General features: G+C 68.9%; 14 protein-coding genes and 4 pseudogenes. 10 read left to right on the top strand and 8 right to left on the bottom strand.

Annotated features, from left to right (window positions below; genetic code table 11):
• The first annotated feature begins 124 nt into the window (after positions 1 to 124).
• The 5 genes and pseudogenes from AQJ54_RS19100 to AQJ54_RS19115 all read left to right on the top strand — a co-directional run bounded on the left by AQJ54_RS19100 (position 125) and on the right by AQJ54_RS19115 (position 4,854).
• On the top strand, positions 125 to 1,288 hold the full coding sequence (locus tag AQJ54_RS19100) for an epoxide hydrolase family protein (protein ID WP_062238870.1): 1,164 nt from the start codon (positions 125 to 127) through the stop codon (positions 1,286 to 1,288).
• A 562-nt stretch (positions 1,289 to 1,850) separates the two neighbouring features.
• A pseudogene (locus AQJ54_RS47785) lies at positions 1,851 to 2,218 on the top strand (hypothetical protein); the annotation flags it as partial.
• Positions 2,219 to 2,318: 100 nt separating this feature from the next.
• Positions 2,319 to 2,720, top strand: a complete 402-nt coding sequence (locus AQJ54_RS19110) for a hypothetical protein (RefSeq protein WP_062019376.1) — start codon at positions 2,319 to 2,321, stop codon at positions 2,718 to 2,720.
• A 498-nt stretch (positions 2,721 to 3,218) separates the two neighbouring features.
• Positions 3,219 to 4,039: pseudogene (locus AQJ54_RS46740) on the top strand (transposase).
• Positions 4,040 to 4,545: 506 nt separating this feature from the next.
• A complete protein-coding gene (locus AQJ54_RS19115) occupies positions 4,546 to 4,854 on the top strand; it encodes a DUF6355 family natural product biosynthesis protein (protein WP_062238874.1) in 309 nt (102 codons plus the stop codon).
• On the opposite strand, the gene AQJ54_RS19120 is transcribed toward AQJ54_RS19115, so the two are convergent.
• Both AQJ54_RS19120 and AQJ54_RS19125 read right to left on the bottom strand, forming a co-directional pair.
• The gene (locus AQJ54_RS19120) at positions 4,851 to 5,192 is read right to left on the bottom strand and encodes a hypothetical protein (protein WP_062238876.1); all 342 of its coding nucleotides are present in this window, start codon (positions 5,190 to 5,192) and stop codon (positions 4,851 to 4,853) included. The genes AQJ54_RS19115 and AQJ54_RS19120 overlap by 4 nt on opposite strands.
• Positions 5,193 to 5,290: 98 nt before the next feature.
• The gene (locus AQJ54_RS19125; protein WP_062238878.1) at positions 5,291 to 5,896 is read right to left on the bottom strand and encodes an SDR family oxidoreductase; all 606 of its coding nucleotides are present in this window, start codon (positions 5,894 to 5,896) and stop codon (positions 5,291 to 5,293) included.
• A gap of 20 nt (positions 5,897 to 5,916) precedes the next feature.
• On the opposite strand from AQJ54_RS19125, the gene AQJ54_RS19130 reads away from it, so the two are divergent.
• The 3 genes from AQJ54_RS19130 to AQJ54_RS19140 all read left to right on the top strand — a co-directional run bounded on the left by AQJ54_RS19130 (position 5,917) and on the right by AQJ54_RS19140 (position 10,528).
• Positions 5,917 to 6,900: a LuxR C-terminal-related transcriptional regulator gene (locus AQJ54_RS19130; protein ID WP_062238880.1), complete on the top strand. Its 984-nt coding sequence runs from the start codon at positions 5,917 to 5,919 to the stop codon at positions 6,898 to 6,900.
• Positions 6,901 to 7,113: 213 nt separating this feature from the next.
• On the top strand, positions 7,114 to 9,459 hold the full coding sequence (locus AQJ54_RS19135) for a SpoIIE family protein phosphatase (RefSeq protein ID WP_062238882.1): 2,346 nt from the start codon (positions 7,114 to 7,116) through the stop codon (positions 9,457 to 9,459).
• Between the two features lie 178 nt (positions 9,460 to 9,637).
• A complete protein-coding gene (locus AQJ54_RS19140) occupies positions 9,638 to 10,528 on the top strand; it encodes an NAD(P)-dependent oxidoreductase (RefSeq protein ID WP_282959633.1) in 891 nt (296 codons plus the stop codon).
• A gap of 75 nt (positions 10,529 to 10,603) precedes the next feature.
• Here AQJ54_RS19140 and AQJ54_RS19145 read toward each other — a convergent pair whose 3' ends face one another.
• Complete coding sequence (locus AQJ54_RS19145; RefSeq protein WP_062238886.1) at positions 10,604 to 11,494, bottom strand: intradiol ring-cleavage dioxygenase; 891 nt, start codon at positions 11,492 to 11,494, stop codon at positions 10,604 to 10,606.
• Positions 11,495 to 11,650: 156 nt separating this feature from the next.
• Positions 11,651 to 11,816 (bottom strand): annotated as a pseudogene (locus AQJ54_RS43615) (IS5/IS1182 family transposase); the annotation flags it as partial.
• A gap of 294 nt (positions 11,817 to 12,110) precedes the next feature.
• On the opposite strand from AQJ54_RS43615, the gene AQJ54_RS19150 reads away from it, so the two are divergent.
• Positions 12,111 to 12,593, top strand: a complete 483-nt coding sequence (locus AQJ54_RS19150) for a hypothetical protein (protein ID WP_062238888.1) — start codon at positions 12,111 to 12,113, stop codon at positions 12,591 to 12,593.
• A 111-nt stretch (positions 12,594 to 12,704) separates the two neighbouring features.
• Here the strand turns inward: AQJ54_RS19150 and AQJ54_RS19155 are convergent.
• Positions 12,705 to 13,151, bottom strand: a pseudogene (locus AQJ54_RS19155) (DUF5707 domain-containing protein).
• Between the two features lie 464 nt (positions 13,152 to 13,615).
• Positions 13,616 to 14,638 carry a LacI family DNA-binding transcriptional regulator gene (locus tag AQJ54_RS19160; RefSeq protein WP_062238890.1) on the bottom strand — a complete coding sequence of 341 codons (1,023 nt, stop codon included), beginning with the start codon at positions 14,636 to 14,638 and terminating at the stop codon, positions 13,616 to 13,618.
• A 467-nt stretch (positions 14,639 to 15,105) separates the two neighbouring features.
• Here AQJ54_RS19160 and AQJ54_RS19165 point away from each other — a divergent pair, with 467 nt between their 5' ends.
• Positions 15,106 to 18,468: an alpha-L-rhamnosidase-related protein gene (locus AQJ54_RS19165; RefSeq protein WP_248845383.1), complete on the top strand. Its 3,363-nt coding sequence runs from the start codon at positions 15,106 to 15,108 to the stop codon at positions 18,466 to 18,468.
• Positions 18,469 to 18,534: 66 nt separating this feature from the next.
• On the opposite strand, the gene AQJ54_RS19170 is transcribed toward AQJ54_RS19165, so the two are convergent.
• Together AQJ54_RS19170 and AQJ54_RS19175 are read right to left on the bottom strand one after the other, a co-directional pair.
• The gene (locus AQJ54_RS19170; protein WP_062238892.1) at positions 18,535 to 18,822 is read right to left on the bottom strand and encodes an STAS domain-containing protein; all 288 of its coding nucleotides are present in this window, start codon (positions 18,820 to 18,822) and stop codon (positions 18,535 to 18,537) included.
• Positions 18,822 to 22,994 (bottom strand): SpoIIE family protein phosphatase, encoded by a 4,173-nt coding sequence (locus tag AQJ54_RS19175; protein WP_428843796.1) that lies wholly within the window; start codon positions 22,992 to 22,994, stop codon positions 18,822 to 18,824. Before AQJ54_RS19175 ends, AQJ54_RS19170 begins: the two co-directional genes overlap by 1 nt.
• Positions 22,995 to 23,034: the final 40 nt, after the last annotated feature.

Genomic DNA, 23,034 nt, shown 5'->3' on the forward strand with positions numbered 1-23,034 from the left:
AAGAATTATTGCACACCCGTGTACGGTGAAATCCACTGCACATCGATGTACAGTGAGACTCGCTGTACACCAGTGTGCAGTGGAAGGCCGGGCCGCACCATGCCTCGAAGCTCAGGAGAAGGCCATGACCACACCGACGCCGCACGCCTCAGCCCTCGTCCGCCCCTTCACCGTCTCGATCCCGGAATCGGACATCGACGACCTGAAGCGGCGACTGGCAGGGACCCGGTGGCCCGATCCGGAAACAGTGGGCGACTGGTCGCAAGGGGTTCGCGTGGAGAACGCCAGGTCCCTGGTCGACCACTGGCAGCACCGATACGACTGGCGGCGCCTGGAGTCCGAACTCAACCGCCACCCCCAGTTCCTGACCGAGATCGACGGGCTGGACATCCACTTCCTCCACGTCAGGTCGAGGAATCCGAACGCGCTGCCGCTGATCCTCACGCACGGATGGCCGGGCTCGATCCTCGACTTCCTGAAGCTGATCGGCCCTCTGACCGATCCGGTCTCGTTCGGAGGAGACGCCGCCGATTCATTCGACGTCGTCATCCCGTCACTCCCCGGATTCGGGTTCTCCGAGAAGCCCACCGAGACCGGGTGGACCGCATCGCGGATCGCGCGCGCGTGGGCGGAGCTGATGCAGCGCCTCGGTTACACGCGGTGGGCAGCACAGGGCGGCGACTGGGGCGGCGTCGTCACCACCGACCTCGGGGCCATGCAGCCCGCGGGGCTCGTCGGGATTCACCTGAACACGCAGTACGCCTTTCCGGCGCAGATGCCCGAAGAGTTGTCGCCCGAGCAGCGCGACGCGGTGGAGACCCTCGCCTTCTACGCCGGTGAACTCGGTGGGTCGAACCACCTTCAGGGCACGAAGCCGGAGACCGTCGGATTCGCGCTGGCGGACTCCCCCACGGGTCAGGCGGCCTGGATCTACGAGAAGTACCAGTCCAAGACCGACAACCACGGGCTCGCCGAGGACGCGCTGAGCGTGGACGACATCCTCGACACGATCTCCCTCTACTGGTTCACCAACAGCGCGGCGCCCTCCGCCCGCATCTACTGGGAGAACAAGTCCCGCACCTTCGCCGGCCCGAAGGTGACACTGCCGGTCGCGGTGACCGTCTTCCCGAAGGACATCCCACGCGTGCCACGTAGTTGGATCGAAGACACCTACGACGATCTGATTCATTACGGCGAGGCCGACAAGGGCGGGCACTTCGCGGCCCTGGAACAGCCCGAGACACTGGTCAGCGAAATCCGCACCGGCCTGCGCGCCCTGCGCCCCTGACGCCAACGCGCGAACCCAGGGGCGCGGCAGGCCCTGTTCCATGCCTTACGCGCAGGGTCGACGGCCGCTCGCCTCCGAGCAACTCCGCACGGTCTCGGGATGTGCGATGCCGTGTGCAACGACGACTCAGCTTGCGGTCCAAGGTCTGCCGTCGAACGGGACGCAGCACAGAGGCCGCGATCGTGGGACTGGTCGAGCACGAGGCTCAACGAGACGCGTTCACGGTTGTGGCGGAGTTCCGATCGGCGTTGTACGCGTGCCTGACCGCACGTAGCGACGCCTTGTTCGGGTTGTGCGACGCGCTGCGATGTTAGTTGATCCGCCGCGTACATCCGGCGAACTGGGCGCTCCCGAGAGCTGGTTGTGCTGGGGACTCAAACGGCCGAACCCCCTACCCACCCGGTGGCGGATCGAATCTCCCGCCGAGGACTTTCGGCGTACGCCGAAACCGATTGTCGCCGCAACGCGGCCCACGTGAGTCTTCTCGGCAGGCCCGGCCCACACGGCCGAACCACCACCGACAAAGACGGGGAACTCACCATGCGCACCTCGCGTTCACTGCGGTTGCAAGGCAGCGTCCGTCGACCTGACGAAACCGGCGCTGCACACAACCGGGACGGTGGGTTCCGGTGACCGCTCCATCGTGGCCGTGTACACCCTGCACGACGTCGGCACCTCGCACGGCAAGGCGTACACCGACCTGGGCAGGCTGACCCGTTCGCTGAACGTTCCCGGTGGCATACGACCGGCGGGCAAGTGGTTCGGCACCTGGAACTCCGACGCCAAGGCCCGCCCGAGCCCAACACCACCCGCGACCCGCTCCTCCAACTGCACGAGTGGTGGGCCTACCTGCCTCAGTACGGGGGCTATGTCAGCAACATCTACATGAGCAGTCCGGACAACCAACTGCCCGGCGTCACGCAGTGCTGAACAGTGCATCACGGTACTGCGAAGGGCCTGCGGGAAAAGCCGGGCAGGCACCCGGCACCTTTCGGTCGCACTCGAAAACCAATGAGAAAAGGACAGGTGGATGACCAGGACCAGGAAGTATCTCTCCCTCTGGATCGCAGCCCTCGCCCTGACGGCGGGCGGTGTGATCGCCGCCCCTTCGGCCAGTGCCGCTGCCAGCGCCGAGTGCGGAGTCCGGGCGAGCGACGGCCGGCTGTGGTGCGGGAACGGAGCCCCCGCCATTCTGCGCTCGGGCGCCTACCACGAAGCGGACATAACGGGGCAACTCTATTCCACCTTCAGCTGGTTCGACTGCTGGACCTACGGTGGACTGCACGGCGGCGGCAACACCACCTGGTACCACACCAAGGGCGACTGGACCGCTCCTGGCTACGACGGGTGGGGCTACGTCCCGGCGGACTGGGTCAACACACCGTCCTCGTTCGACGCCGATCCGAGCGCGCGCGGTCTGCGGCACTGCTGAGAGCGGCACTGCCGAGCTCGCCAGACCACTTCTTGATGTCGTCGGTCTCATCCACGAGACCGACGACATCGTCGTCGTGGCGTCCTCTTATCAACCCCCTGTAACCAGCCTGTTCCCGCCTGCTCTTGCCGAAGTTGCCAGGGTCGAGAGGAGCCGGAACCACCTGTGGCCTGGCGTCACGGCCGAGTCCGTGAGGATTTGGCGAGAGAGTTCGTGCGGAACCCGTACCGCAACCTCTGGAGTGAGTACAAGGATGGCGGCTGCGGTGCGTGGGAATGCTGCGGCAGTCCCTTCGAAGCACGGGAGTTCCTGGATGCCGTGATACACGGCATGTCCCGGCGCCGGGCTCGCGAGCTTCGATCCCTCGTAGACCAACTCGGCAACTCGTAGTGCGCGAATTCAGGCACGACATTAAACGGCATGCTCAGCATGTCGTTTACGGTCCAGTGCCTGACCCTGTGCTCCGTCACAGGGTGGATCAGCGCGAAGGCCGTGGTCGTGAGTTTGGTGCATCAGGATGTCCCGCGGGATGCGTTCGCGGAAGTGCCGCACTTCCGGTCGGCGCTGTACGCGTGTCTGACCGCGCGGGGGCGACGCCTGTTCGCGTTATGCGGCGCCCTGCTGTGCACGGATGGACCGGTGCGGACACTGGTCGATCAAGTGCTCGCGCCCGAACACGCCATGGGCACGGAGCTCTGTACGGCGGGCTCAACCGGGGCCGAATCGATGTCGCCCCGTTGCGTCGGGCTCTGGCCGGGATGCCGTTGCCGAGGGCCGCGGACGGTCTGCTGGTGTTGGCGGTGGATGTCTCTCCGTGGCTTCGGCCGGGCGCCGGCACGTGTGCTGACCGGGCCTTTTGCCACGGCTGAACAAGCCCGTCTGGCTGTGGTGGTCGGACACCGGCGCCACCGAGATGGGCGTCGACCGCTGCTGGCAGTCCTTCCTCTGCCGCTTCGACATCGAGCACACGTTTTTCGCCTGTTCAAGCAGACGCTCGGGTCGACCAAGCCTCGTCTTCGCAGCTCCGAAGCCGCCGACCGGTGGACATGGCTGGTGATCGCGGCCTACGCCCAGCTCCGACTGGCCCGCCCGCCGGCCACCAACTTGCGGCGGCCCTGGGAGAACAGACCGAGCCGAACAATCGGACACCAGCGCGCGTCCGCAGGGGGTTCAGGAACCTGCACGCGAAGACCGGCTCTCCGGCTGATGCACCGAAACCGTCTCAGCCCGGTCCCGGTCGGCCACCCGGCTCGAAGAACCGCCGCCCCGAAAGGGAACGAAGCCCAGACGCGTCAGTCAGGACTAACGCGTCTCAGTAGTAGGCGCATCTCGTCCGTCTACTACATCAACCCACGTGACTACTAACCGAGACGGATCAACACCCAGCAGAAACACCGCCTCCTGTTCACGCTCCAGCACGATGACCCATGGCGATGGCGTCCCTTCTGGAGCGGTCAGCACGTAGTTGCGGCAGATCCCGTGAAAGGGAAGGCCCGAGATCGAGTCCGCGATCGGGTCTCCCGGATGCGACTCCCGCAGCAGGGCAGTTATCTCGCCGACGAGATCAGGGCGGACATCAGCCAGGCGCAACGGGCTCTTTCCGGGACTATGACGGGACTCCATGCTCCGAAGCATGTCAGGACACCCAGCCCACCGGCTCGACCGAAGCGCCAGTACGCACGTTAAACGACAAGCGCAGAACCTGTTCCGGTCCCCAAAGGGGCAGTTCGAGGCCCTCGTTTCGGCCCAGACCGAAAGAAGTCGACCCTGCCACCGAGTCGAGCGCAGGCTGAACCCGGAACCGTCACAAGTGAGGAACCCTTCCATGCAGAAACCTGCAAGCAAGCTCCGCCTCGCCGCGGCCGCGTTCAGCGCTGTACTCCTCGCGGGCGCGGCGCTCTCCGGAAGTGCCCACGCCGCGCCCGAGGGGAAAGCCGGGGTCAAGGCCTGCGGCTACTACGAGACGCAGACAGACGCGTATTACGGACACTGCGGCAGCACCTGGGTCAAGATCCAGGTCGACATCGACTGGTGGCCGACCGACATCAAGAGGTGCGTCCCGCCGGGCGAGACCCATCTCGGCACGACCGACGAGATCGACAACGCCTGGGCCATCCCGGGGACCTGCGGCTAGGCCGAGTTCCGGAACCCGGTGATCTGTCTGGTTGGCCGTCCGGGGAAATTGCGGGCGGCCAACCAGAGGGTGAGGTCGTGGGCGATGTCGTTGATGCTGGTCGCCCACGTGACCTCGTGCTCATTGCGGGAGGAGTCGCGGCGGACTATCTCGTAGCCGCCTTCGTCGAGGACGGCCACTGAAGCGAGCCACACCGGGTCGTCCTCGTCAGGCTGGACGACCACGAAGGTGTTGTCGGATTCGTTGAGGTCGTCGATCATCATGAACAGCGCGTCCTCGGAGGGGTCGTCGATGCGGTCGCCGTTCTCGTTGTCGGCGCCGCAGCGCTGAGACCCCATCTCTGCCACTTCCCATCCGGTTCGCCTTGGCCACGGTCGACATGGCACGGGGAGCTGCCAGTTCAGGTCGGTCATGGCCATTCGCCGATCGCGGCGATTCAGGCGGGCTGCCCCATCGGCCGGACCGTCAAGGTGTTGAGATCGACGCCCGTCGGCTGGTCGAGGGCGAAGCAGATGGCCTCGGCGATGGGCTGGGGAGGCAGGGCGAAGGGAGGCACGCCGGCGCCTTGCCAGAAGGGTGTGTCGATCATGCCGGGGTTGACGAGAGTGACGCCGATTCCGCGGGTCGTGACATGCAGGCGCAGGTTCTCGGCAAGCCCCGTGGTGGCCCATTTGGTGGCCGAGTAGAGATTGGCGGGTGAGTTCTTGAGCCCGGCGACGCTGCCGATGAGCACCAGTCGTCCGCCGGTGGCCTCCAGGTGGGGCAGGGTGGCGTGGGCCAGCAGGGCGGGACCGAGGACGTTGGTGAGAACCATCGGCGCCCACGATGTCGGGTCACCGGCCCCGATGGAGTCACCGGACATGAATCCGGCGTTGGCCACCGCCGCGTCGAGGGCACCGAAATGCTCCACCGTCCGGGTCACGGCCGCCTCGGTGGCCTGCCAGTCCGCCGCGTCCGCGACCAGGCCCAGCAGACGGTCGGGCTGGCCGGCCTCGTCGAGGAACGCCTTCAGTTTGCCCTCGTCGCGGCCGGTGACCGCCACACGGTGGCCGCGGTCGAGAGGTGCTGCGCCGCCTGCCGGGCATCCTGCCGGTGGAGGCCGTGTTCTTCGCCTCCGTGGATCCGGCGACCCTGCTCTTCACCTCGGCTGTCGCCCAGGACCCGCTGGCCGGTGCCACCCCGCTTTTCCTCGACAACGAGTACGGCCGCGCGGACGTCAACAAGTTCGCCGTGCTGGCCAGAAGCCCGGAGCCGGTCATGTCACTGGACCGGGCAACGCGGGGTGAGCGTTCCGCCAGTGCCCGCTACCGCGAGATCATGGCCAGTCTGGGGTTCGGGGACGAGCTCCGCGCCGCTCTGATCGTCGGGCACGAGTGCTGGGGCGTGCTCTGCCTGCACAGGGAGGACGCGGAAGCCGGCTTCTCCGGCGCCGACCTGGACCTCGTGCGCAGGCTCGCCCCGCACCTGGCCGAAGGGCTGCGCCGCGATGTCGTACGCCAGGCCCTGACCGGTGACGGGGCGGGAACCGCAGGCGGCCCCGGCGTGCTCGTGCTCGACCAGGGGCTCTCCCTGGTCTCGATCAGCCCGGACGCCGAACGGTGGCTGGCCGGGCTGGAGGCCCCGGAGATCCACGGACTGCCGTTGCCGGTCTACGCGCTGGCCGTCCAGCTGGCCCAGTCGCCGGACACGCTCCCGGAGACTGCGCACCGGCCCGGCTCGATCAGGCTGCGCACCACCGACGGGCAGTGGCTGACCCTGCACGCCACGCGTCTTCGGGGGCGGGCGGAGGACCGGATCGGGGTGGTGGTCGAGCCTGCGCCGGCCGCCGAGCTCGGCTCCCTGCTGCTGGCCGCCCATGGCCTCACCCCGGCCCAGAGCCGGGTCACCGCGCTGGTGCTGCAAGGGTGCTCCACCCGGGAGATCGTCGCCCGGCTGCACGTCTCCGCGTACACCGTGCAGGAGCACCTGACGGCGGTGTTCGCCCGGTTCGGCGTCAGCAGCCGCCGGGAACTGATCGCCGCGGTGCTCGCCGCGAAGGGCCGCTGAGCCGACCGGCAGGCCGATCACCCTCTCGGCAGGTGGACTCTGCTTCTCCCCCGCGGAGCCCGGGGTCTCTCGGCGCTGGTCACGGCCCCCAGGCGCCGGGGCCTCCGGCGCGCCACTCGTTCCCTTCCCGGACGGCGTTCTGTCTCAGTTGGACTGGACGCACAGAGGACTGTCTCGGTTGAACTGGCCGGGCAGAGGAACGATCCTGAACTCATGGTGCAGCACGATGCCACGGCGATCGTCGATGTGCGGGGTGTGGTGCGGGCCTGGAGCGACGGTGCCCGCGACCTGGTGGGATACACGGTCGAGGAGGTGGTGAACCGTCCGGCCGCCGAACTGCTGGTCGAGGACATCGAAGCCGACACGGTCACGAACCTGTCCGGCCTCGTCGTGCTGCGCCACCGCGACGGCTCGTCCGTTCCGCTCAGACTCAGCGCCTGCGCCCTGATCGACGAAAGCGGAGAGCGGTGCGGCTACGTGATCACCGCCGACCCCGCCGACCCCGTCGGCAGCCAGGAGCCCACTCTGGCGGGCCAAGCCTTCCAGCAGGCGTCCCTGCCCATGTCGGTGTTCGACACCACCCAGCACTACATGCGGCTCAACGACAGGGCCTGCCGCATCATGGGCGTGCCGGAGGAGGCCCTGCTCGGACAGCACTTTCCGGAGAGCGTGGAGGATCGCCCGGCGCATCGCGGCTGGCTTGATCATCTGCGCCAGGTCGTCGACACAGGCCGTCCGGTCCGCTACGAGAGCTTCACCGGAGCCCCCGCCCTGAACCGGGAGCACTCCTGGACCACCGACATGTGGCCACTGCGGGATGCCGACGGTGAGGTCCACGCCGTTGGCATCGCGTCGTTCGACAGCACCGAGCAGTACTGGGCTCGCCAACGCCTCGCCCTGCTGAACGAGGCCGCGGCCTCCATCGGCGCCACCCTGGACGTGGTGCGCACCGCCGAGGAGCTGATCGAACTGCTCGTACCCCGGTACGCGGACTTCGCCAGCGTCGACCTGCTGGAGTGGGTCTTCCAGGCGGAGGGCCTGCCCGACATTCCGGCCCGGGACATCGTCCTGCGCAGAGTCGCCCACGGCTCCGGCACGAAGGGAACGCCTGAGGCCGCCGTACATGTCGGCGACACCGACACGTATTCACCGCTTTCCCCGCCGGCGAAGGCGCTGCGATCCGGGCGGGCCGTGGTCAGTCAGGCCGGCGAGCCGGACTTCGTGCGCTGGGTCGCGGCGCGCAACACGCGCTCCCCCGCCGGCAGGGCGTATCGCGTGGGCGCCCACTCGATGCTCGCCGCGCCGCTGCGAGCACGCGGCACCACGCTGGGCGTGGTCGTCGCCGTGCGGATCGCCAACCCGGAAGACTTCGGCGAGGACGACACCGTCCTGGCCGAAGACCTCGCCAGCCGGGCCGCCGTATGCATCGACAATGCCCGGCGCTTCGCCCGCGAGCGCGCCACGGCCCTGGCCCTCCAGCACAGTCTCCTGCCCCGGGGCCTGCCCGGACAGGCCGCCGTCGAGGTGGCCCACCGCTATCTGCCCTCGGACTCGCTGGCCGGTATCGGCGGCGACTGGTTCGACGTGATCCCGCTGTCCGGCAGCCGAGTCGCCCTGGTCGTCGGTGACGTCGTCGGGCACGGCATTCCCTCGACGGCGACGATGGGCCGCCTGTGCACGGCAGTCCGCACCCTCGCCGACGTCGATCTGCCACCGGACGAACTCCTCACCCACCTCGACGACCTCGTCACCCACCTGGCCTCCGACGAGAGCGGCGAAGTCGCGGAACTCGGCGCGACCTGCCTGTACGCCGTCTACGACCCGGTCTCGCGGCGGCTGAACCTCGCGGCGGCCGGCCATCCCGCGCCCGCGGTGCTGCTGCCCGACGGCAGCGCGACCCTGGTGGAGATGGCCGCCGGCCCGCCCCTCGGCGTCGGCGGCCTGCCCTTCGAGGCAGCCGAGCTGGAACTGCCGGCGGGCTCGGTGCTCGCCCTCTACACCGACGGTCTGATCGAGGACCGCGACCGCGACGTCGATCACGCTACCGCCGAGTTGTGCCGGGCCCTGTGCGCGCCGGCCGACTCCCTCGACACGCTGTGCGACGGCGTGCTCAAGGCGGTGCTGCCGGAGGAGCCCGGCGACGACGTCGCCCTGCTGCTGGCCCGCACCCGAGCCCTCGGCGCGGACCAGGTCGCCACCTGGGACATCACACCGGACCCCGAGCACGTGGCCGCGGCCCGCCAGGCGGCCACCGAACAGCTGACCGCCTGGGGACTGGACGAGGCCGCCTTCGTCACTGAACTCGTCGTCAGTGAACTGGTCACCAACGCCATCCGCTACGGAGCACCGCCCATCCAGCTCCGGCTGATCCGCGACCGCACCCTCATCTGCGAAGTCTCGGACGGCAGCTCCACCTCACCGCACCTGCGCCGGGCCCACGCCTACGACGAAGGCGGCCGCGGACTGCTACTCGTCGCGCAACTCACCCACCGCTGGGGAAGCCGGCAGACCGGGCGGGGCAAGACCATCTGGGCCGAGCAACCACTCCCCCCGGACTGACATCTTCCGTGGCCTGGCAAGGAACAGAGTGCCGGAGTTGTCTCCCGGCAAGTCCGTACCATGAACTCGGTGTTCCCCAGGGATCCGTAGCGTCGCCGGGCGACCGGACGGCGGTGGTGGTCTTTCTTGGTGCGCCGGGGGAGACGACAGACACAACGACTGCAACGGTGGTGATTCCTTGCCCTCGCGCATAGCCCTCGTCGGTGCCGGCCGCATGGGGACACCTCTGGCTGGACGCTTGGTCTCGGCGGGACACACGGTGACCGTTGCCGATGTGCGACCCGAACGCGAAGAAGCGGTGCGCTCGTTGGGGGCGAACTGGGCGGCCTCCGTCACCACCGCCGCAGCCGGGGCGGATGTACTGGTCAGCGTGGTTCCCGGACCCGATGAGGCTGCGGCAGCCCTTACGGACGCCGTGTTCGCCGCCTTGGCCCCTGGGGCGGTGTGGATCGACATGACGAGCAACTCCCCTGCGGCGGCACGGCAGTTGCGCGAGCGAGCCGGGGCCCACGGTGTCGAAGTCCTCGAAGCACCCATGGGCGGCAGTCCGGACGACGCCGAACACGGGCGCCTGCGGCTGTTCGTGGGCGGATCCGCCGAGGTCCTCGACCGGTGCAGGCCACTGCTGGAAGCGGTGGCGACACCGGACCGGATCCGCCACATGGGCGGCCCGGGAACCGGCTGCACGACGAAACTCCTCATCAACCTCCTCTGGTTCGGGCAGGCCACGGCCACCGCCGAGGCACTGCTCCTGGGACGCCGAGTCGGCATCGACCTCGCCGCCCTGCACGAGACGCTCGCCGACAGCGCGGCGGGGAGCGACTTCATCCGCCGGGACCTGCCGGCGTTGTTCGCCGGCGACTACCTTCGCTCGTACGGCCTCCACCGCATCCACGACCAGCTCGAGGTCATCACCGCTGAGGCCCGAGACCTCGGCACCCCACACGAGATGGCCGACACAGTGCTGCGCCTCCACCGGCTGGCATTGGAGCGCTTCGGGCCTGTCGACGGCGAACTCCTCGCCGTGGCCCTGCTGGAGGAAGCCGCCGGTACCCTGCTGCGCCTCTGACCGGTGCGGTCGCCGGTCCCACAAGAGCATGGACATCCGCGGCTGGGCGCAGCGCAGGGGTGGGGCCAGAAGCAGTTACGGGGTCCCGGTCGGGGCGTCGCTCGGGGGTGTGCCGCCGCCCCCGCTGCCGGCGCCGGTGTTCTCGGCGTCGGGGTCGATGCTCAGGGTGAGGGAGCCCTTGTATCCCTTGGACGGGTCCTTCTTGTGGACGGCCTTGAGGGTCAGCAGGCCGCTGGAGGCGCCGCCGCCGTCGTAGACCATGTCGTCGGCGAGCTTCGTGTAGGTGCCGGTGTGCTTGGCGTACGGTTCCAGCGCGAAGATCGCTTCTGCGGTGTCGTCGTCGAAGAACAGCTGGCCGGTGTAGTTGACCTTGCCGCCCTCGTAGGTACCGTCCTCCTTCTGACCGCCGGTGTGCACCTTGACGTGGATGTGGCAGGTGCGCGGGATGTACCAGCCGGGGAAGATCGTCTCGAACTTGACGACCCCATGGGCGTTGGCAATCTGGTAGCCGCGCAGGTAGTTGTTGTCGTCGGCGCTGTCGCCCTCCTCGCTCTCGGCGGGGACCGAGCCGCCGGGGCTTGCGGTGGTGTAGCCGGAGTAGTAGCCCCAAGCGTCGCAGTGCCAGATCTCAACGGCGGCCCCCTTGACCGGGGTACAGCCGTCGGTGGCGTCCACCACGGTGAGGGACACCGTCAGCGGGACACCGCTCTTGCCCTCCGTGATGTCTTTGCGCACCAGAGCGCCGTCGAGGTAGTACGGCCCCTCCGTGACGCTGGACATCAGCTGCATGCACGCCGCGCCCGCCGAGGTGGCTGTCGAGGACGCGCTCGCCGCGGTCTGGGTGGTCGTGTCGGCGAAGGCCGACTGATAGCCGGTGAGAGCGAGGCCTCCGGCCGCGACCGTGCCGCCGCTTACCGCGAGTGCGTGGCGTCGAGTGATGGAGGTGTTCTTGTGGTTTCCCGTCATGATCGTGAACTTACGGAACTGGCCTGTCAGAGAGATGAGTTACAGCTGGCGTAGCGCTGTGGGAGGTGAGTACCGGGGCGGGGAGAGGCTCGGGGTCAGCCGGGCACAGCGGCTCCGGTGTCACGTTCGACGTGCCGGTGGTGCGTGGCCGGCTGGTACTCCAGTCAGCTCGGCTGTCGCCGACGCGGTCGCACTGCGCGAGAGTTCCGTTCAGCTGGACGAACTCCGGATCATGCGTCTGTAGATTCCTGGGCAGGCCCGGGGTTCTTTCAGCGAGCAGGCCGGTCACGGCGTTGACGTGCGCATGGGCGGTGCCGACGGAGTACCGACGCGGTGCGGCAGGACAGGGAATGAACGAGGCTCCTGTGACGGCGAGATAAGGCTTCGAACAACTCCCCCAACGGCACGGGGGCTTGGTACGTTGCGACCCCTTACCCCAGCCTCACATGTTTCACCCGATCGTTGGCCACGCTGAAAACTCTCCATGAACAGCCAGGGAACCGAAGCGCACGGCGCGGTGACCACTTGGGTGAGCGGATCACACTTCGCCCAACGGAACTGTGTGGACGGTATTTTGAGTTGACATCAATTCAATATTCCCAGGGGGTAGTTGGTCGTGCACAGAATCGTGAAGATCAGAACCATAGGGATCTCAGCCATCGCCCTGGCCGCCCTGGGAGCGACTTACGCGGGAGCCACCGCGAATGCCTCACAAAGGGTCGCTTCCGCGTCCGCCGCTGCGGGCGATGTCTACAAAGCGACGGCAGTGCACTCCATCGGCACAACGGACACGCAGGTCGTCGCTCTGTCGCTTCCTGCGGGGACGTACACCCTGACCGGTTCCGCCTTCCTCATCTACGCCGACAAGGGGAATTGCAGGGTCACTGGTGGCCCCAACATGACCACGCCTCGCGGCAGCGGCTACAACGAGGCTTCGCTGAGCGCGACGGGGACGGTCACCCTGACGACGGCGGGAAAGGTCCAACTGCTGTGCAACAGTGCGAAGGTCCTAGCCGCGCCGCAGGATCCCGCGGCCAACGGCACGCTCGTGGCCACCAGGGCCGGGCTTTTCGTCGATCAGGGAACCGGCGCGCAGTAGTCCCCGGGCTCCGCAGCCGCCCTCCCCTCACGCCGACGGGGCGCTGTCACCCGGAGGCCTGCGCAGCAGGGCCAGACAGACGCCGGCACTGCAATCACACGTCCGGCTCGGTCAGGCCACCGTGAAGTCGGCCGCCTTGGTGTTCAGGGTCGTGTCGCCGTTCTTGGCGGTGATGAGGACGGCCACATGCCACCGGCCCCGCGGGGAGTCGTCGGCACCGGTGACAGCCACCTTGTACGTGCACCGCTCGGTGTCGCCGCCCGAGGGCTTGCAGACGGCCGACTCAACGGCGGCCATGTCCTTGGCCGTCAGCCCCATCTTCGCGAAGGTCGAGTTCGCCGGTCAGGCCAGCACCTTGACGCTCTTCAGCCCGGAGGACGCCGTGACGTCGGCGGTGAAGGTCAGCGAGCCGCTGCGGGCTCCTTCGGGCGCGATGTAGTGGGCCGTGCTGTGCGTCAGCGCCGGAGGCTGGTTCTGGGCGTGTACGAGGGTGAAGGCACCCGCACCGCCGAGGACGAGGCCACCGGCGATCACGGACAGAACGACACGACGCGACATGAGAGATTCCCCTGACTTGCTGAGGTGGATCGGACCGGCGCTCTCGTCGGCGCCGTGCGTCCATCCTGGCCGCCGGACGGGCTTGGAGTATGAGTACGCCTACTCAACTCCCCCTGGGTCATGACGACATGGAGTCCCCCGGGGGTGGCGACGCTTCTCCACAGGATCCTTCGCACTCAAGGGCATCGGAGTGATAATCGCGCCAGGGTCGGTGGTCGCGGCCACCGGCACTGCCCATGCACGCCAACGGTGTACTGCACGCGACGCGTTGCACTCCTTGCTCGCCCCTGGCGGAGGTCGACGGCGTTCGTCATGGCCTGCATTCCGGCGTCGCTGGGGTGGAGGTGGTCGCCGCTGTCGTAGGCCGGAGGGAGTTGGGCCGTGGGTGCCCCGAGCGGCAGGTGGCGCGAGGTCAGCCCATCTTGCTCACTGGCTTCCGTGGCACGGGCGGCGAACGAAGGCTGTCAGGAAGATTCCCGGACCACGAGCTTCGTGCGGAGGATGACGTGGCGCCAGGCCTCGGACTGGTCCTCCATCTCCTCCATCAGCAGTCTGACCATGGCCCGCCCCATCTCCTCGAGGGGCTGCCGCACGGTGGTCAGGCGCGGCTCGGTGCGTTCAGCCAGCGGGAAGTCGTCGAAACCGATGACCGCGACATCCTCCGGTACCCGCCGTCCGGCGGCGCGCAGTGCGTGCAGCGCCCCGGCCGCCGTGGTGTCCGACGCGGCGAGGACGGCGTCGATCTCGGGATGGCGTTCGAGGAGTTCCGCCATCGCGCGTCGACCGCTCTCCTCGGAGAAGTCACTCTCGGCAACCCATGACCGCGAGTTCATCAGGCCGGCCTGCGCCAGCGCGTCCTGGTAGCCGCGCAGTCGGCATTGCGCGACGTACATGTCCAGTGGCCCCGTGATGGTGGCGATGGCGGTGCGGCCCTGTTTCAAGAGGTGGGACACGGCGTCGCGGGCACCGCCCACGTTGTCGGCGTCGACGTAGCTGACGTACTCGTCGCCCGAGCGGCGTCCCAGCAGAACGGTCGGCAACCGTGCGTCGGCGAGCATGTCCGGCAGTCTGTCGTCCGCGTGGACCGACATCAGCAGGACGCCGTCGACCCGGCCGCCCCGGGCGTACTCGAGGAAGCGCTGCCGCTCGGTCTCCGAGCGGATCAAGGTCAGCATCAGCTGCATCCCGGTGTCCGCCAGCGCGTCGCCGAGTGAGCGGACGATCTCCGAGAAGAACGGCTCCGCGAACTGCCTCCAGTCCGGCTCGGTCAGCACGAGTGCCACGGCGTCCGCACGCTGACCGGCCAGGGACCGGGCCGCGAGATTGGGCACGTACCCCAGTTCTTCGACGGCTCGCTGCACGGCTTGGCGTGTCGACTCCTTGACGCCGGCCGCGTTGTTGATGACCCGGGAGACGGTGCCTCGTCCCACCCCGGCGTGGGCGGCCACCTCTTCCAGAGTCGGCGCTCCAGGTCGCCGCCTGACCATGAGCACCTCCCCCGCGCGTGAGATCACCGATCTTACGGGGCGGAGGACTCCGGCACATGCCTTCCGCACATGATCGACGTGATGGGGGGATCTCGACAGCAGGCCCTCGGAGTGACGGAGCCTCGGGGCCACCGGGTCCTGTCCGTATCCACGACGCGACCGCAGGAGTGCCGACTCAGCCTCACCACCGTCCCCCAGCAGCGGTTACGCAATGGTGTCGCACCAGGAGGACCTGCCCCGGGGCGGCGGTCGCCCCGCGCACATCCGTCCCAGTTCTCGAAGAGACGGTCACTGCACGGCTCTTGACACCGTCTCGCGCAGCGGCAAAGAATTCCCGCTGCAAACACCGTGATGAAACGATTCAAACACGGTGTCCCCACGAACACCTCTCTCTCCCAGCCGTCTGGATGCCCCTCTCCCGCACCCGCACCCGCACCCGCACCCGCACCATCACAGCAGGAGCCCGCATGTCCTCTGTATCGCGTCGATCCATCCTGCGCTCGGCCATAGCCGTGGCGCTCGCACCCACCCTCGGCTCGGCGCTTCTGCCGGGGCTCGCTCCCGCAGCGTCCGCCGCCGTCTCCTGGACCGCGAAATGGATCTGGGCTCCGACCAGCTCGACGAACCAATGGGTGGCGTTCCGCAGATCGTTCACCCTGGTCTCCGCCCCGTCGAAGGCCGTTACCCAGATCGCGGCGGACTCCAAGTACTGGCTGTGGGTCAACGGGGCGCTCGTCGTCTTCGACGGTCAGCTCAAGCGCGGCCCCAACCGCACCGGCACCTACTACGACGAGATCGACCTGGCCCCGTACCTGCGGAGCGGCAGCAACACGGTCGCGCTGCTGGTGTGGTACTTCGGCAAGCAGGGCTTCTCGCACAGCAGCAGCGGCAGCGGCGGTCTGCTGTTCCAGTCCGACATCACCACCGGTTCGACGACCACCCGGGTGGTCAGTGACACCAGCTGGAAGCACACCGTGCACCCGGGCTACTCCAACAACACCAGCGGAACCCAGGTCAACTTCCGCCTGCCCGAGTCGAACGTCTACTACGACGCCCGTAACGCCGCCGCCCTGTCGGCCTGGGAGTCGACCGGCTTCAACGACAGCGCGTGGAGCGCACCGACCGACTTCGGGGCCGCGGGTGCCGCACCCTGGAACGATCTCGTCCGGCGACCGGTCCCGCAGTTCCGCTACTCGGGCCTGAAGTCCTACAGCAATGCGGCATCGCTGCCGTCCACAGGGCAGGGCGCCACCGCCATCACCGCCACCTTGCCCTCGAACCTCCAGGTCACCCCGTATCTGAAGGTGGACGCCCCGGCCGGGGCGGTGATCGGCATGCAGACCGACCACTACGCCGACGGCGACGGCCTGACCGGCCTCACACCGGGACAGGAGAACAACGTCCGCGCCACCTACGTCTGCACCGGCGGGGTCCAGGAGTTCGAGGCACTGGCCTGGATGAGCGGCACGGCGGTGAAGTACACCATCCCCGCGGGTGTCACCATCCTCGACCTGAAATACCGGGAGTCCGGCTACGACACCGACTTCGCCGGATCGTTCAGCAGCAACGAAGCCTTCTTCGACACCCTGTGGGGCAAGGCGGCGCGCACGATGTACGTCAACATGCGCGACAACTACATGGACTGCCCCACCCGCGAGCGCGCCCAGTGGTGGGGCGATGTGGTCAACCAGCTCAAAGAGGGCTTCTACACCTTCGACACCCGCTCCCACGCCCTCGGCGCCAAGGCCATCGCCCAGCTGGCCGCCTGGCAGAAGCCGAGCGGCCAGCTGTACGCGCCGATCCCCTCCACCATCTGGACCGCCGAACTGCCCGTCCAGATGCTCGCCTCGGTGTGGGCCTTCGGCACGTACCACCTCTACACCGGCAACACCGACGCCGTCTCCGGCACCTACCCGGCGGTCAAGTCGTACCTGAACCTGTGGAGCCTCGACTCGTCCGGGCTGGTCAGCCATCGCGCCGGGGACTGGGACTGGGAGGACTGGGGCAGCAACATCGACGCCCGCGTCCTGGACAACTGCTGGTACTACCTGGCTCTCGGCACGGCCATCACCCTCGCCGGGCTCAGCGGCAACAGCGGCGACGTCGCCGCCTGGCAGGCCAAGCGCGACAGCATCAAGGCCAACTTCGACAGCGTGCTGTGGAACTCCGCCAGGAACGAGTACCGCTCCCCCGGCTACAACGGCGACACCGACGACCGCGCCAACGGCCTGGCCGTCGTCGCCGGCCTCGCGCCCGCATCCCGCCACCGGGCGGTCACCGAGGTGCTGCGCACCCACCTCAACGCCAGCCCCTACATGGAGTTCTACGTCCTGGAAGCGCTCTACCTCATGGGCGCCGCCACCGTCGCCGAGGAGCGGATGCGCAACCGCTACGCCGCTCAGGTCGCCGATCCCGCCTGCTACACCCTGTGGGAGATATGGGACAAGTCGGGTGGCACCGACAACCACGCCTGGAACGGCGGCCCGCTGTACGTCATGTCCGCCTACGCCGCCGGCGTCCGCCCCACCAAGCCCGGCTGGGAGACGTACGACGTCGTCCCGCAGACCGGAACCCTGACGAAGGTCAGCACGGTCACGCCGACCGTCAAGGGCGACATCCGCCTAGACATCACCCGCGACGGCTCCCAGGTCACCCTGGCCCTCACCTCCCCCGGCGCGACGACCGCGCGGGTGGGTGTTCCGACGTACGGCGGCTCCTCACCGGTCATCAAGGCAAACGGTACGACCGTCTTCACGGGCGGCGCCGCCACCGGCAGCGTCTCGGGGCTGAGCTACGCGAGCAAGGACTCCGCGTACGTCTACTTCACGCTCCAGCCGGGCACATGGACCTTCACGGTCACCGGTGCCGGCCGCCTCGACGACCTCGCCCTGGGACGTCCCGTCACCAGCAACAGCAGTCTGGAGAACAGCGACTGGGGCAAGAACCGGCTCACCGACGGCAAGCTCGCGAGTGTGAGCGGCGCCAAGGGCTACACCAGCATCGACTTCCCCTCCGCCGACGTCAGCGCGAACCCTGTCTGGGTCGAGATCGATCTCGGGGCCGACACGGACCTCGACGCCGTACGGCTCTTCCCGCGCACCGACACCCCTGCGGTCGGCGGCGGCACGGCGGGCTTCCCCGTCGACTTCACCATCCAGACCCGCCCCGACGGATCCGGCACCTACACCACCGTCCGCACGGTGACGGCCGAGCCCAACCCCGGCGGGCTCGTGCAGACGTACGGCTTCAGAACGACGACCGCGCGCTACGTGCGCCTCCAGGCCACCAAGCTCGGGACCCCTCCCGTCGACGAGACCACCAAGTACCGCCTCCAGCTGGCCGAACTCACCGTCCCCACCGCCGCGACCACCGTCACCGCCAACTACACGCTGGAGAACGGCGACTGGGGCAAGACCCGGCTTCTGGACGGCACCCTCACCAGCGTCGCCGGCTCCAGGGGTTTCACCAGCATCGACTTCCCCTCCGCCGACGTCAGCGGCTCACCGTTGTGGATCGAGGTCGACCTCGGCGCCGACCGGGCCATCGGATCGGTCACCCTGCACCCCCGCACCGACACGGGCGCCGCGGGCGGGGGCACGGCGGGCTTCCCGGTCGACTTCACGTTCCAGACCCGCACCGACGGCGGCACCACCTACACCACCGCCCGCACCGTCACCGGCGAGCCCAACCCGAACGGAGCCGCCCAGACCTACACCCTCACCTCAGCGAACGGCCGCTACCTACGCCTGAAGGTCACGAGGCTCGGCAAGCCGGCCTCCGACGAGAGCACCAGGTACCGCCTCCAGCTCGCCGAGATCCGTATCAAGTAGCCGCCAGGCAGGAAGGGGCGGTGGGTCGTTCGCCACGAGCCCGCCGCCCCCAATGCCTCCGGACAGCTACAGCCCATGGACCGTGGTGAGGTCGGCGAGGCCCGAGATCGTCAGGACGGGGGCGAGGAGTGGAGTGGCCACGAGTTCGACGCGGTCGGCGCGGGTGAACAGCACGTTGAGGCCCGCGCTGTCCAGGTATCCGACGCCCGTGAGGTCGAGGACGATCGGGCCACTCGTGGTGTCCAGGGCATCGGCGAGGGCTTCTGTGTTGGTCATGTCGATCTCGCCGACGGCTGTCAGCAGCATCGTGCCGTCGGGCCGCCGGCCAGGCGTCAGGGTGAGCGGAGTGGTCATCAAGCGATCCTCGTGTGCATGTCGACGGTGGTCCCGGTGGCGCCGGAGGTGATGGTGACCTGCTGCATCATCGCTTTCATCAGGGTCACGCCGCGGCCGCGGTGAGCGTTGGCGTCGGGTTGCGGGGTCTTCCACCGACCGGTGTCGGCGACGATCAAGCGCACGTCGTTCACAGACGCCTCAGCGCGCAGCCGGACGGGGTCCCCCGGGGCGTGGCGGTGGCCGTGTTCGATGGCGTTGGCGCAGGCTTCGCCCACGGCGACCAGAACGTTCTGCGCCGTCTGCGGGGGCATCTGGCATCGCTCGAGCCAGGTACGCAGCGCTTTGCGGACCGGTGCGAGCTGCGAGGACTCGGCGGGGAAGGTCATCTCCAGTGGGGCGGGGTGCCGGTACAGCAGCAGGGCGACGTCGTCGTCGTAGCCGTTCTCGGGAGCAAGGCGGGTCATGATCTGCGTCGCGAGGTCGTCGACGGTCGCGTTCCTGCCGGCGTGGACGGCTTCGCCGGCCTGGTCGATGCCCTCGTTCAGCGGGCGGCGACGGCGTTCGACGAGGCCGTCGGTGTACAGCAGCAGGGTGGCGCGGGCGGGGATGGTGCACTCCGCCTCGGGACGCGGTCTGCCGGGGCGGACGGCCAGCGGGAGAGAGCGTCCGTCATCCAGGAGGTGAATGGTGCCGTCGCGGTGGGCGAGAATGCCCGGAGGGTGGCCGGCGCTGGAATAGGTCAGGCAGCCGGTCGCCTGGTCCAGGACCCCGCAGAACACGGTGGTGCACAGGGCGCCGGGAATGCCGGCGGCGAAGTGGTCCAGGGCCATGAGGGTCTGGGCGGGGCTGGCGTCCTGGAGGAGCAGGGCCCGGCAGGCACTGCGGAGTTGTCCCATGACGGTGGCCGCTTCCAGTCCCCTGCCGACGCAGTCCCCGACGACGATGCCGGTCCGCCCGTCGGGCAGGGCGACCGTGTCGTACCAGTCACCGCCCACCTCCAGCGGCGGGGTGGCCGGCTCGTAGCGGACGGCGAAACCGTCCGGCAGGTGGGCCGGGCCAAGGATCGCCCGCTGGAGGGCGATGGCGGTCTCGCGCTGCTGGTCGATCTGGTGGACGCGGACCAGGCCCTGGGCCAGATGTCCGGCCAGCAGCGACAACAGCAGCTTGTCCTCGTCGGTGAAGGGCCGGCTCTGCCCGAGGTCCACCCACAGCGCCATGGGGCCGTCGGGGTGCTCCACGGTGATGCCTGCACTGGTGTGGTCGGTGACGGGAGTCAGCGGGGGTCGCTCGCACAGGGCGACGAGTGCCTCGCGCCGGTCGGCGGGCAGCTCCTGCCAGTTGGGTGCTGCGTCCGCGGCGGCGAGGACGGGCTCGGCCCGGTGACCGAAGACGGCGGCCAGGACCTGACGGGCCCGCCACAGGTTTTTCAGTTCGCTCAGGGCACCGGTCAGCGCCTCGGGCAGAGCCGTGGCCTGGGAGAGGCGCAGGCTCAGTGCCGCGAGGGCGCTGTCGCGCTGGACGGAGTAGTGCTCGGCCGTGACGTCACGGAAGGTGCCGACGATCACGCGGTGCCCGGTGTCGGGGTCCTGTACCGGGTTGAAGGCGACATCGATCCACAGCCGATGCCCGTCGCGGTGGGTGACGGGGACGGTGCAGCGACCGTGTCCCTCCCCCACCAGGCGGTCGAACGCCTCGGCGCACTGCTGGTGAGCCTCCCGATCGGTGTCGGCGTCCGGCCACCACGGGTGCACAGGCGGGTAGGGCAGCTCCCCGGGACCGTAGCCGAGGATGTCGGTGAACGCGGCGTTGATCTCGATGACCGCACCGTCCTCGTCGCAGACGAAGAACGCCTCCTGCAACGAGTCGACCAGAGCGGTGCGCCACCGGGCGTGATGCGCGCGCAGGTGGGACAGCTCCACGTTGGCCCGCACCCGTGCCAGCAGTTCCGCCGCTGCGAACGGCTTGACGAGGTAGTCGTCGGCACCGGCCTCAAGGCCCTCGATCGAGGCTTCCTGACCGGCTCGGGCGGAGAGCAGCAGCACGGGCACGGGGGCGGTGCGCGCATCCGTGCGCAGCTCCCTCACCAGGGACAGTCCGTCGAGCCGGGGCATCATGACGTCGCTGACCACGAGGTCCGGGGCGTCGGCTCGGACGGCCCGGAGGGCTTCGTGGCCGTCGGCGACCGCCTCCACGCGGTATCCGGCGCCCCGCAGGATGCGGGTGAGGTACTCGCGCATGTCGGCGTTGTCGTCCGCGATCAGTACCCGGGCCGGGACGACCGGTCCGGAGGTGTGAGGCGCGACGTCGTCGGATGTCGGCACCATGGGCGGGTCCGTGTCGGACGGCCCGGTGGGCAGCCAGCGCAGCGCTTCCTGGACGTACGGCTCGGCCGTGGCCGAGACGGCCGCGGCGGAGACGGCCGGCGCGAGGGCGTCCGCGGGCAGGTGCTCGGAGCCGAAGGGCAGCCGGATGGTGAAGCAGGTGCCCTTGCCCACGGTGCTGTCGGCGCTGATGGTGCCACCGTGCAGGCCGACGAGTTCCTTGACCAGGGCGAGGCCGATGCCGCTGCCTTCGTCGGAGCGGGCGCGGGCGGTCTCGATGCGGTGGAAGCGTTCGAAGAGCCTCGGCATCTCCTCGGCGGACACCCCGATGCCGGTGTCGGCGACCGTGATCACCGCATGGTCGTTCTCGGCGCGGGTCGTGACGGTGATGGAGCCGTCGAAGGTGAACTTCAGCGCATTGCTGAGCAGGTTGAGAACCACCTTCTCCCACATGCCGCGGTCGAGGTGCACCGGCTCGTCCAGGCGGGCGCAGTCCACCTCGAAGGCCAGACCGGCCTTGTTCACGGCCGAGCGGAAGACACTGGCCAGTTCGGCGGTGACCGCCGCCAGGTCCACCGGTTCGTATCGTGCCTGCATGCGGCCGGCTTCGATGCGGGAGAAGTCCAGCAGGCTGTTGACGAGTTTGCCCAGTCGCAGACCGTTGCGGTGGATGGCATCCAGCTCTTCGCGCACACGGGGGTCGGTGCCGTCGAACCGTGCCCGGAGGTCTTCCACCGGCCCCATGATCAGTGTGAGCGGGGTACGGAACTCGTGGCTGATGTTGGAGAAGAACGTCGTCTTCGCCCGGTCCAGCTCCGCCAGTTCCTCGGCCCGGCGCTGTTGGGCCTGGTAGCTGCGCGCACCGGCGATGCCGGCCGCGATGTGTCCGGCGACCAGCTCGACGAACCCGCGGTAGCCCGGGTCCAGGGGGCGGTACCGGTTGAGTCCGGCCACGAGGAAGCCGTAGGGATCGCCGCCCTGTTGCAGTAGGGGGACGACCAGGGCCCGGGTGGGCGGCTTCGGCCACTCGCCGGCGGGCAGCGTGGTGAAGGCGGTGCCTTCGAGGGACACGACCACCGACTCCCCCCGGGCCGGCGCGGCGGCCGGCCACAGGGCGTCCCCGGCGTCCGCGGCGTCAGCCGGCAGGGTGACGGGCGCCGCGGGGTGCGCGGCGGTCAGCCCGGTGGTCCCCGCCAGGCGCGCGCTGCCGTCCGGCTGGAAGAGATACGTCAGCGTGAACGGGAGGTCCCGGGGGTTGCGGCCGAGCTGCTGACCGACGAAGGCCAGCATCTCCTGCTCGGTCCGTACCACGCTGGGGTCCGAACCGAGGTCCCGCAGCGTTGCCATCCTCCGTTCGCCGATGACCCGCTCGGTCTCCTCGCTGACCACGCACAGCATCCCGACCACCGCGCCGGTGTCGTCTCGCAACGGGCTGTAGGAGAACGTGTGATAGGTCTCCTCGGCATACCCGGATCTCTCCAGGAAGAGCAGCAGCGCCTCGTCCCAGGTGGCCCGGTCCGTCGTCAGCACCGCGTCGATGCGCGGGCCGATGTCGTTCCAGATCTCCGCCCACACCTCGCTCGCCGGACGGCCCAGGGCCCACGGGTACTTCTGGCCCAGTGTGTCCCGGCGGTAGGCGGCGTTGCAGAAGAACGTCAGGTCCGGCCCCCATGCCATCCACATGGGGAACCGCGACGACAGCAGGATGCTCACCGCCGTCTGCAGACTCTGCGGCCACTCGCCCGGCGGTCCCAGCGGGGTCGCCGCCCAGTCCACCAGAGCCAGGTCCCCGCCGACCTCGACGTCAGCGGCGAACACGTCGGCCGCCGCGCTCGGCGGGCGGTGCTCGTCATCTGCAGAACGCCCCACAGGAGACCCTCTCGTCCGTGTCATCCACACCAGGCCACCG

Source organism: Streptomyces griseorubiginosus, assembly GCF_001514195.1.
GTDB lineage: Bacteria > Actinomycetota > Actinomycetes > Streptomycetales > Streptomycetaceae > Streptomyces > Streptomyces griseorubiginosus.

Bases quoted from the DNA above. Each gene is read 5' to 3' on its own strand.
- AQJ54_RS19100 (WP_062238870.1), top strand. From the start codon at position 125: ATGACCACACCGACGCCGCACGCCTCAGCCCTCGTCCGCCCCTTCACC.
- AQJ54_RS19110 (WP_062019376.1), top strand. From the start codon at position 2,319: ATGACCAGGACCAGGAAGTATCTCTCCCTCTGGATCGCAGCCCTCGCC.
- AQJ54_RS19115 (WP_062238874.1), top strand. From the start codon at position 4,546: ATGCAGAAACCTGCAAGCAAGCTCCGCCTCGCCGCGGCCGCGTTCAGC.
- AQJ54_RS19120 (WP_062238876.1), bottom strand. From the start codon at position 5,192: ATGGGGTCTCAGCGCTGCGGCGCCGACAACGAGAACGGCGACCGCATC.
- AQJ54_RS19135 (WP_062238882.1), top strand. From the start codon at position 7,114: ATGGTGCAGCACGATGCCACGGCGATCGTCGATGTGCGGGGTGTGGTG.
- AQJ54_RS19145 (WP_062238886.1), bottom strand. From the start codon at position 11,494: ATGACGGGAAACCACAAGAACACCTCCATCACTCGACGCCACGCACTC.
- AQJ54_RS19160 (WP_062238890.1), bottom strand. From the start codon at position 14,638: ATGGTCAGGCGGCGACCTGGAGCGCCGACTCTGGAAGAGGTGGCCGCC.
- AQJ54_RS19165 (WP_248845383.1), top strand. From the start codon at position 15,106: ATGTCCTCTGTATCGCGTCGATCCATCCTGCGCTCGGCCATAGCCGTG.
- AQJ54_RS19170 (WP_062238892.1), bottom strand. From the start codon at position 18,822: ATGACCACTCCGCTCACCCTGACGCCTGGCCGGCGGCCCGACGGCACG.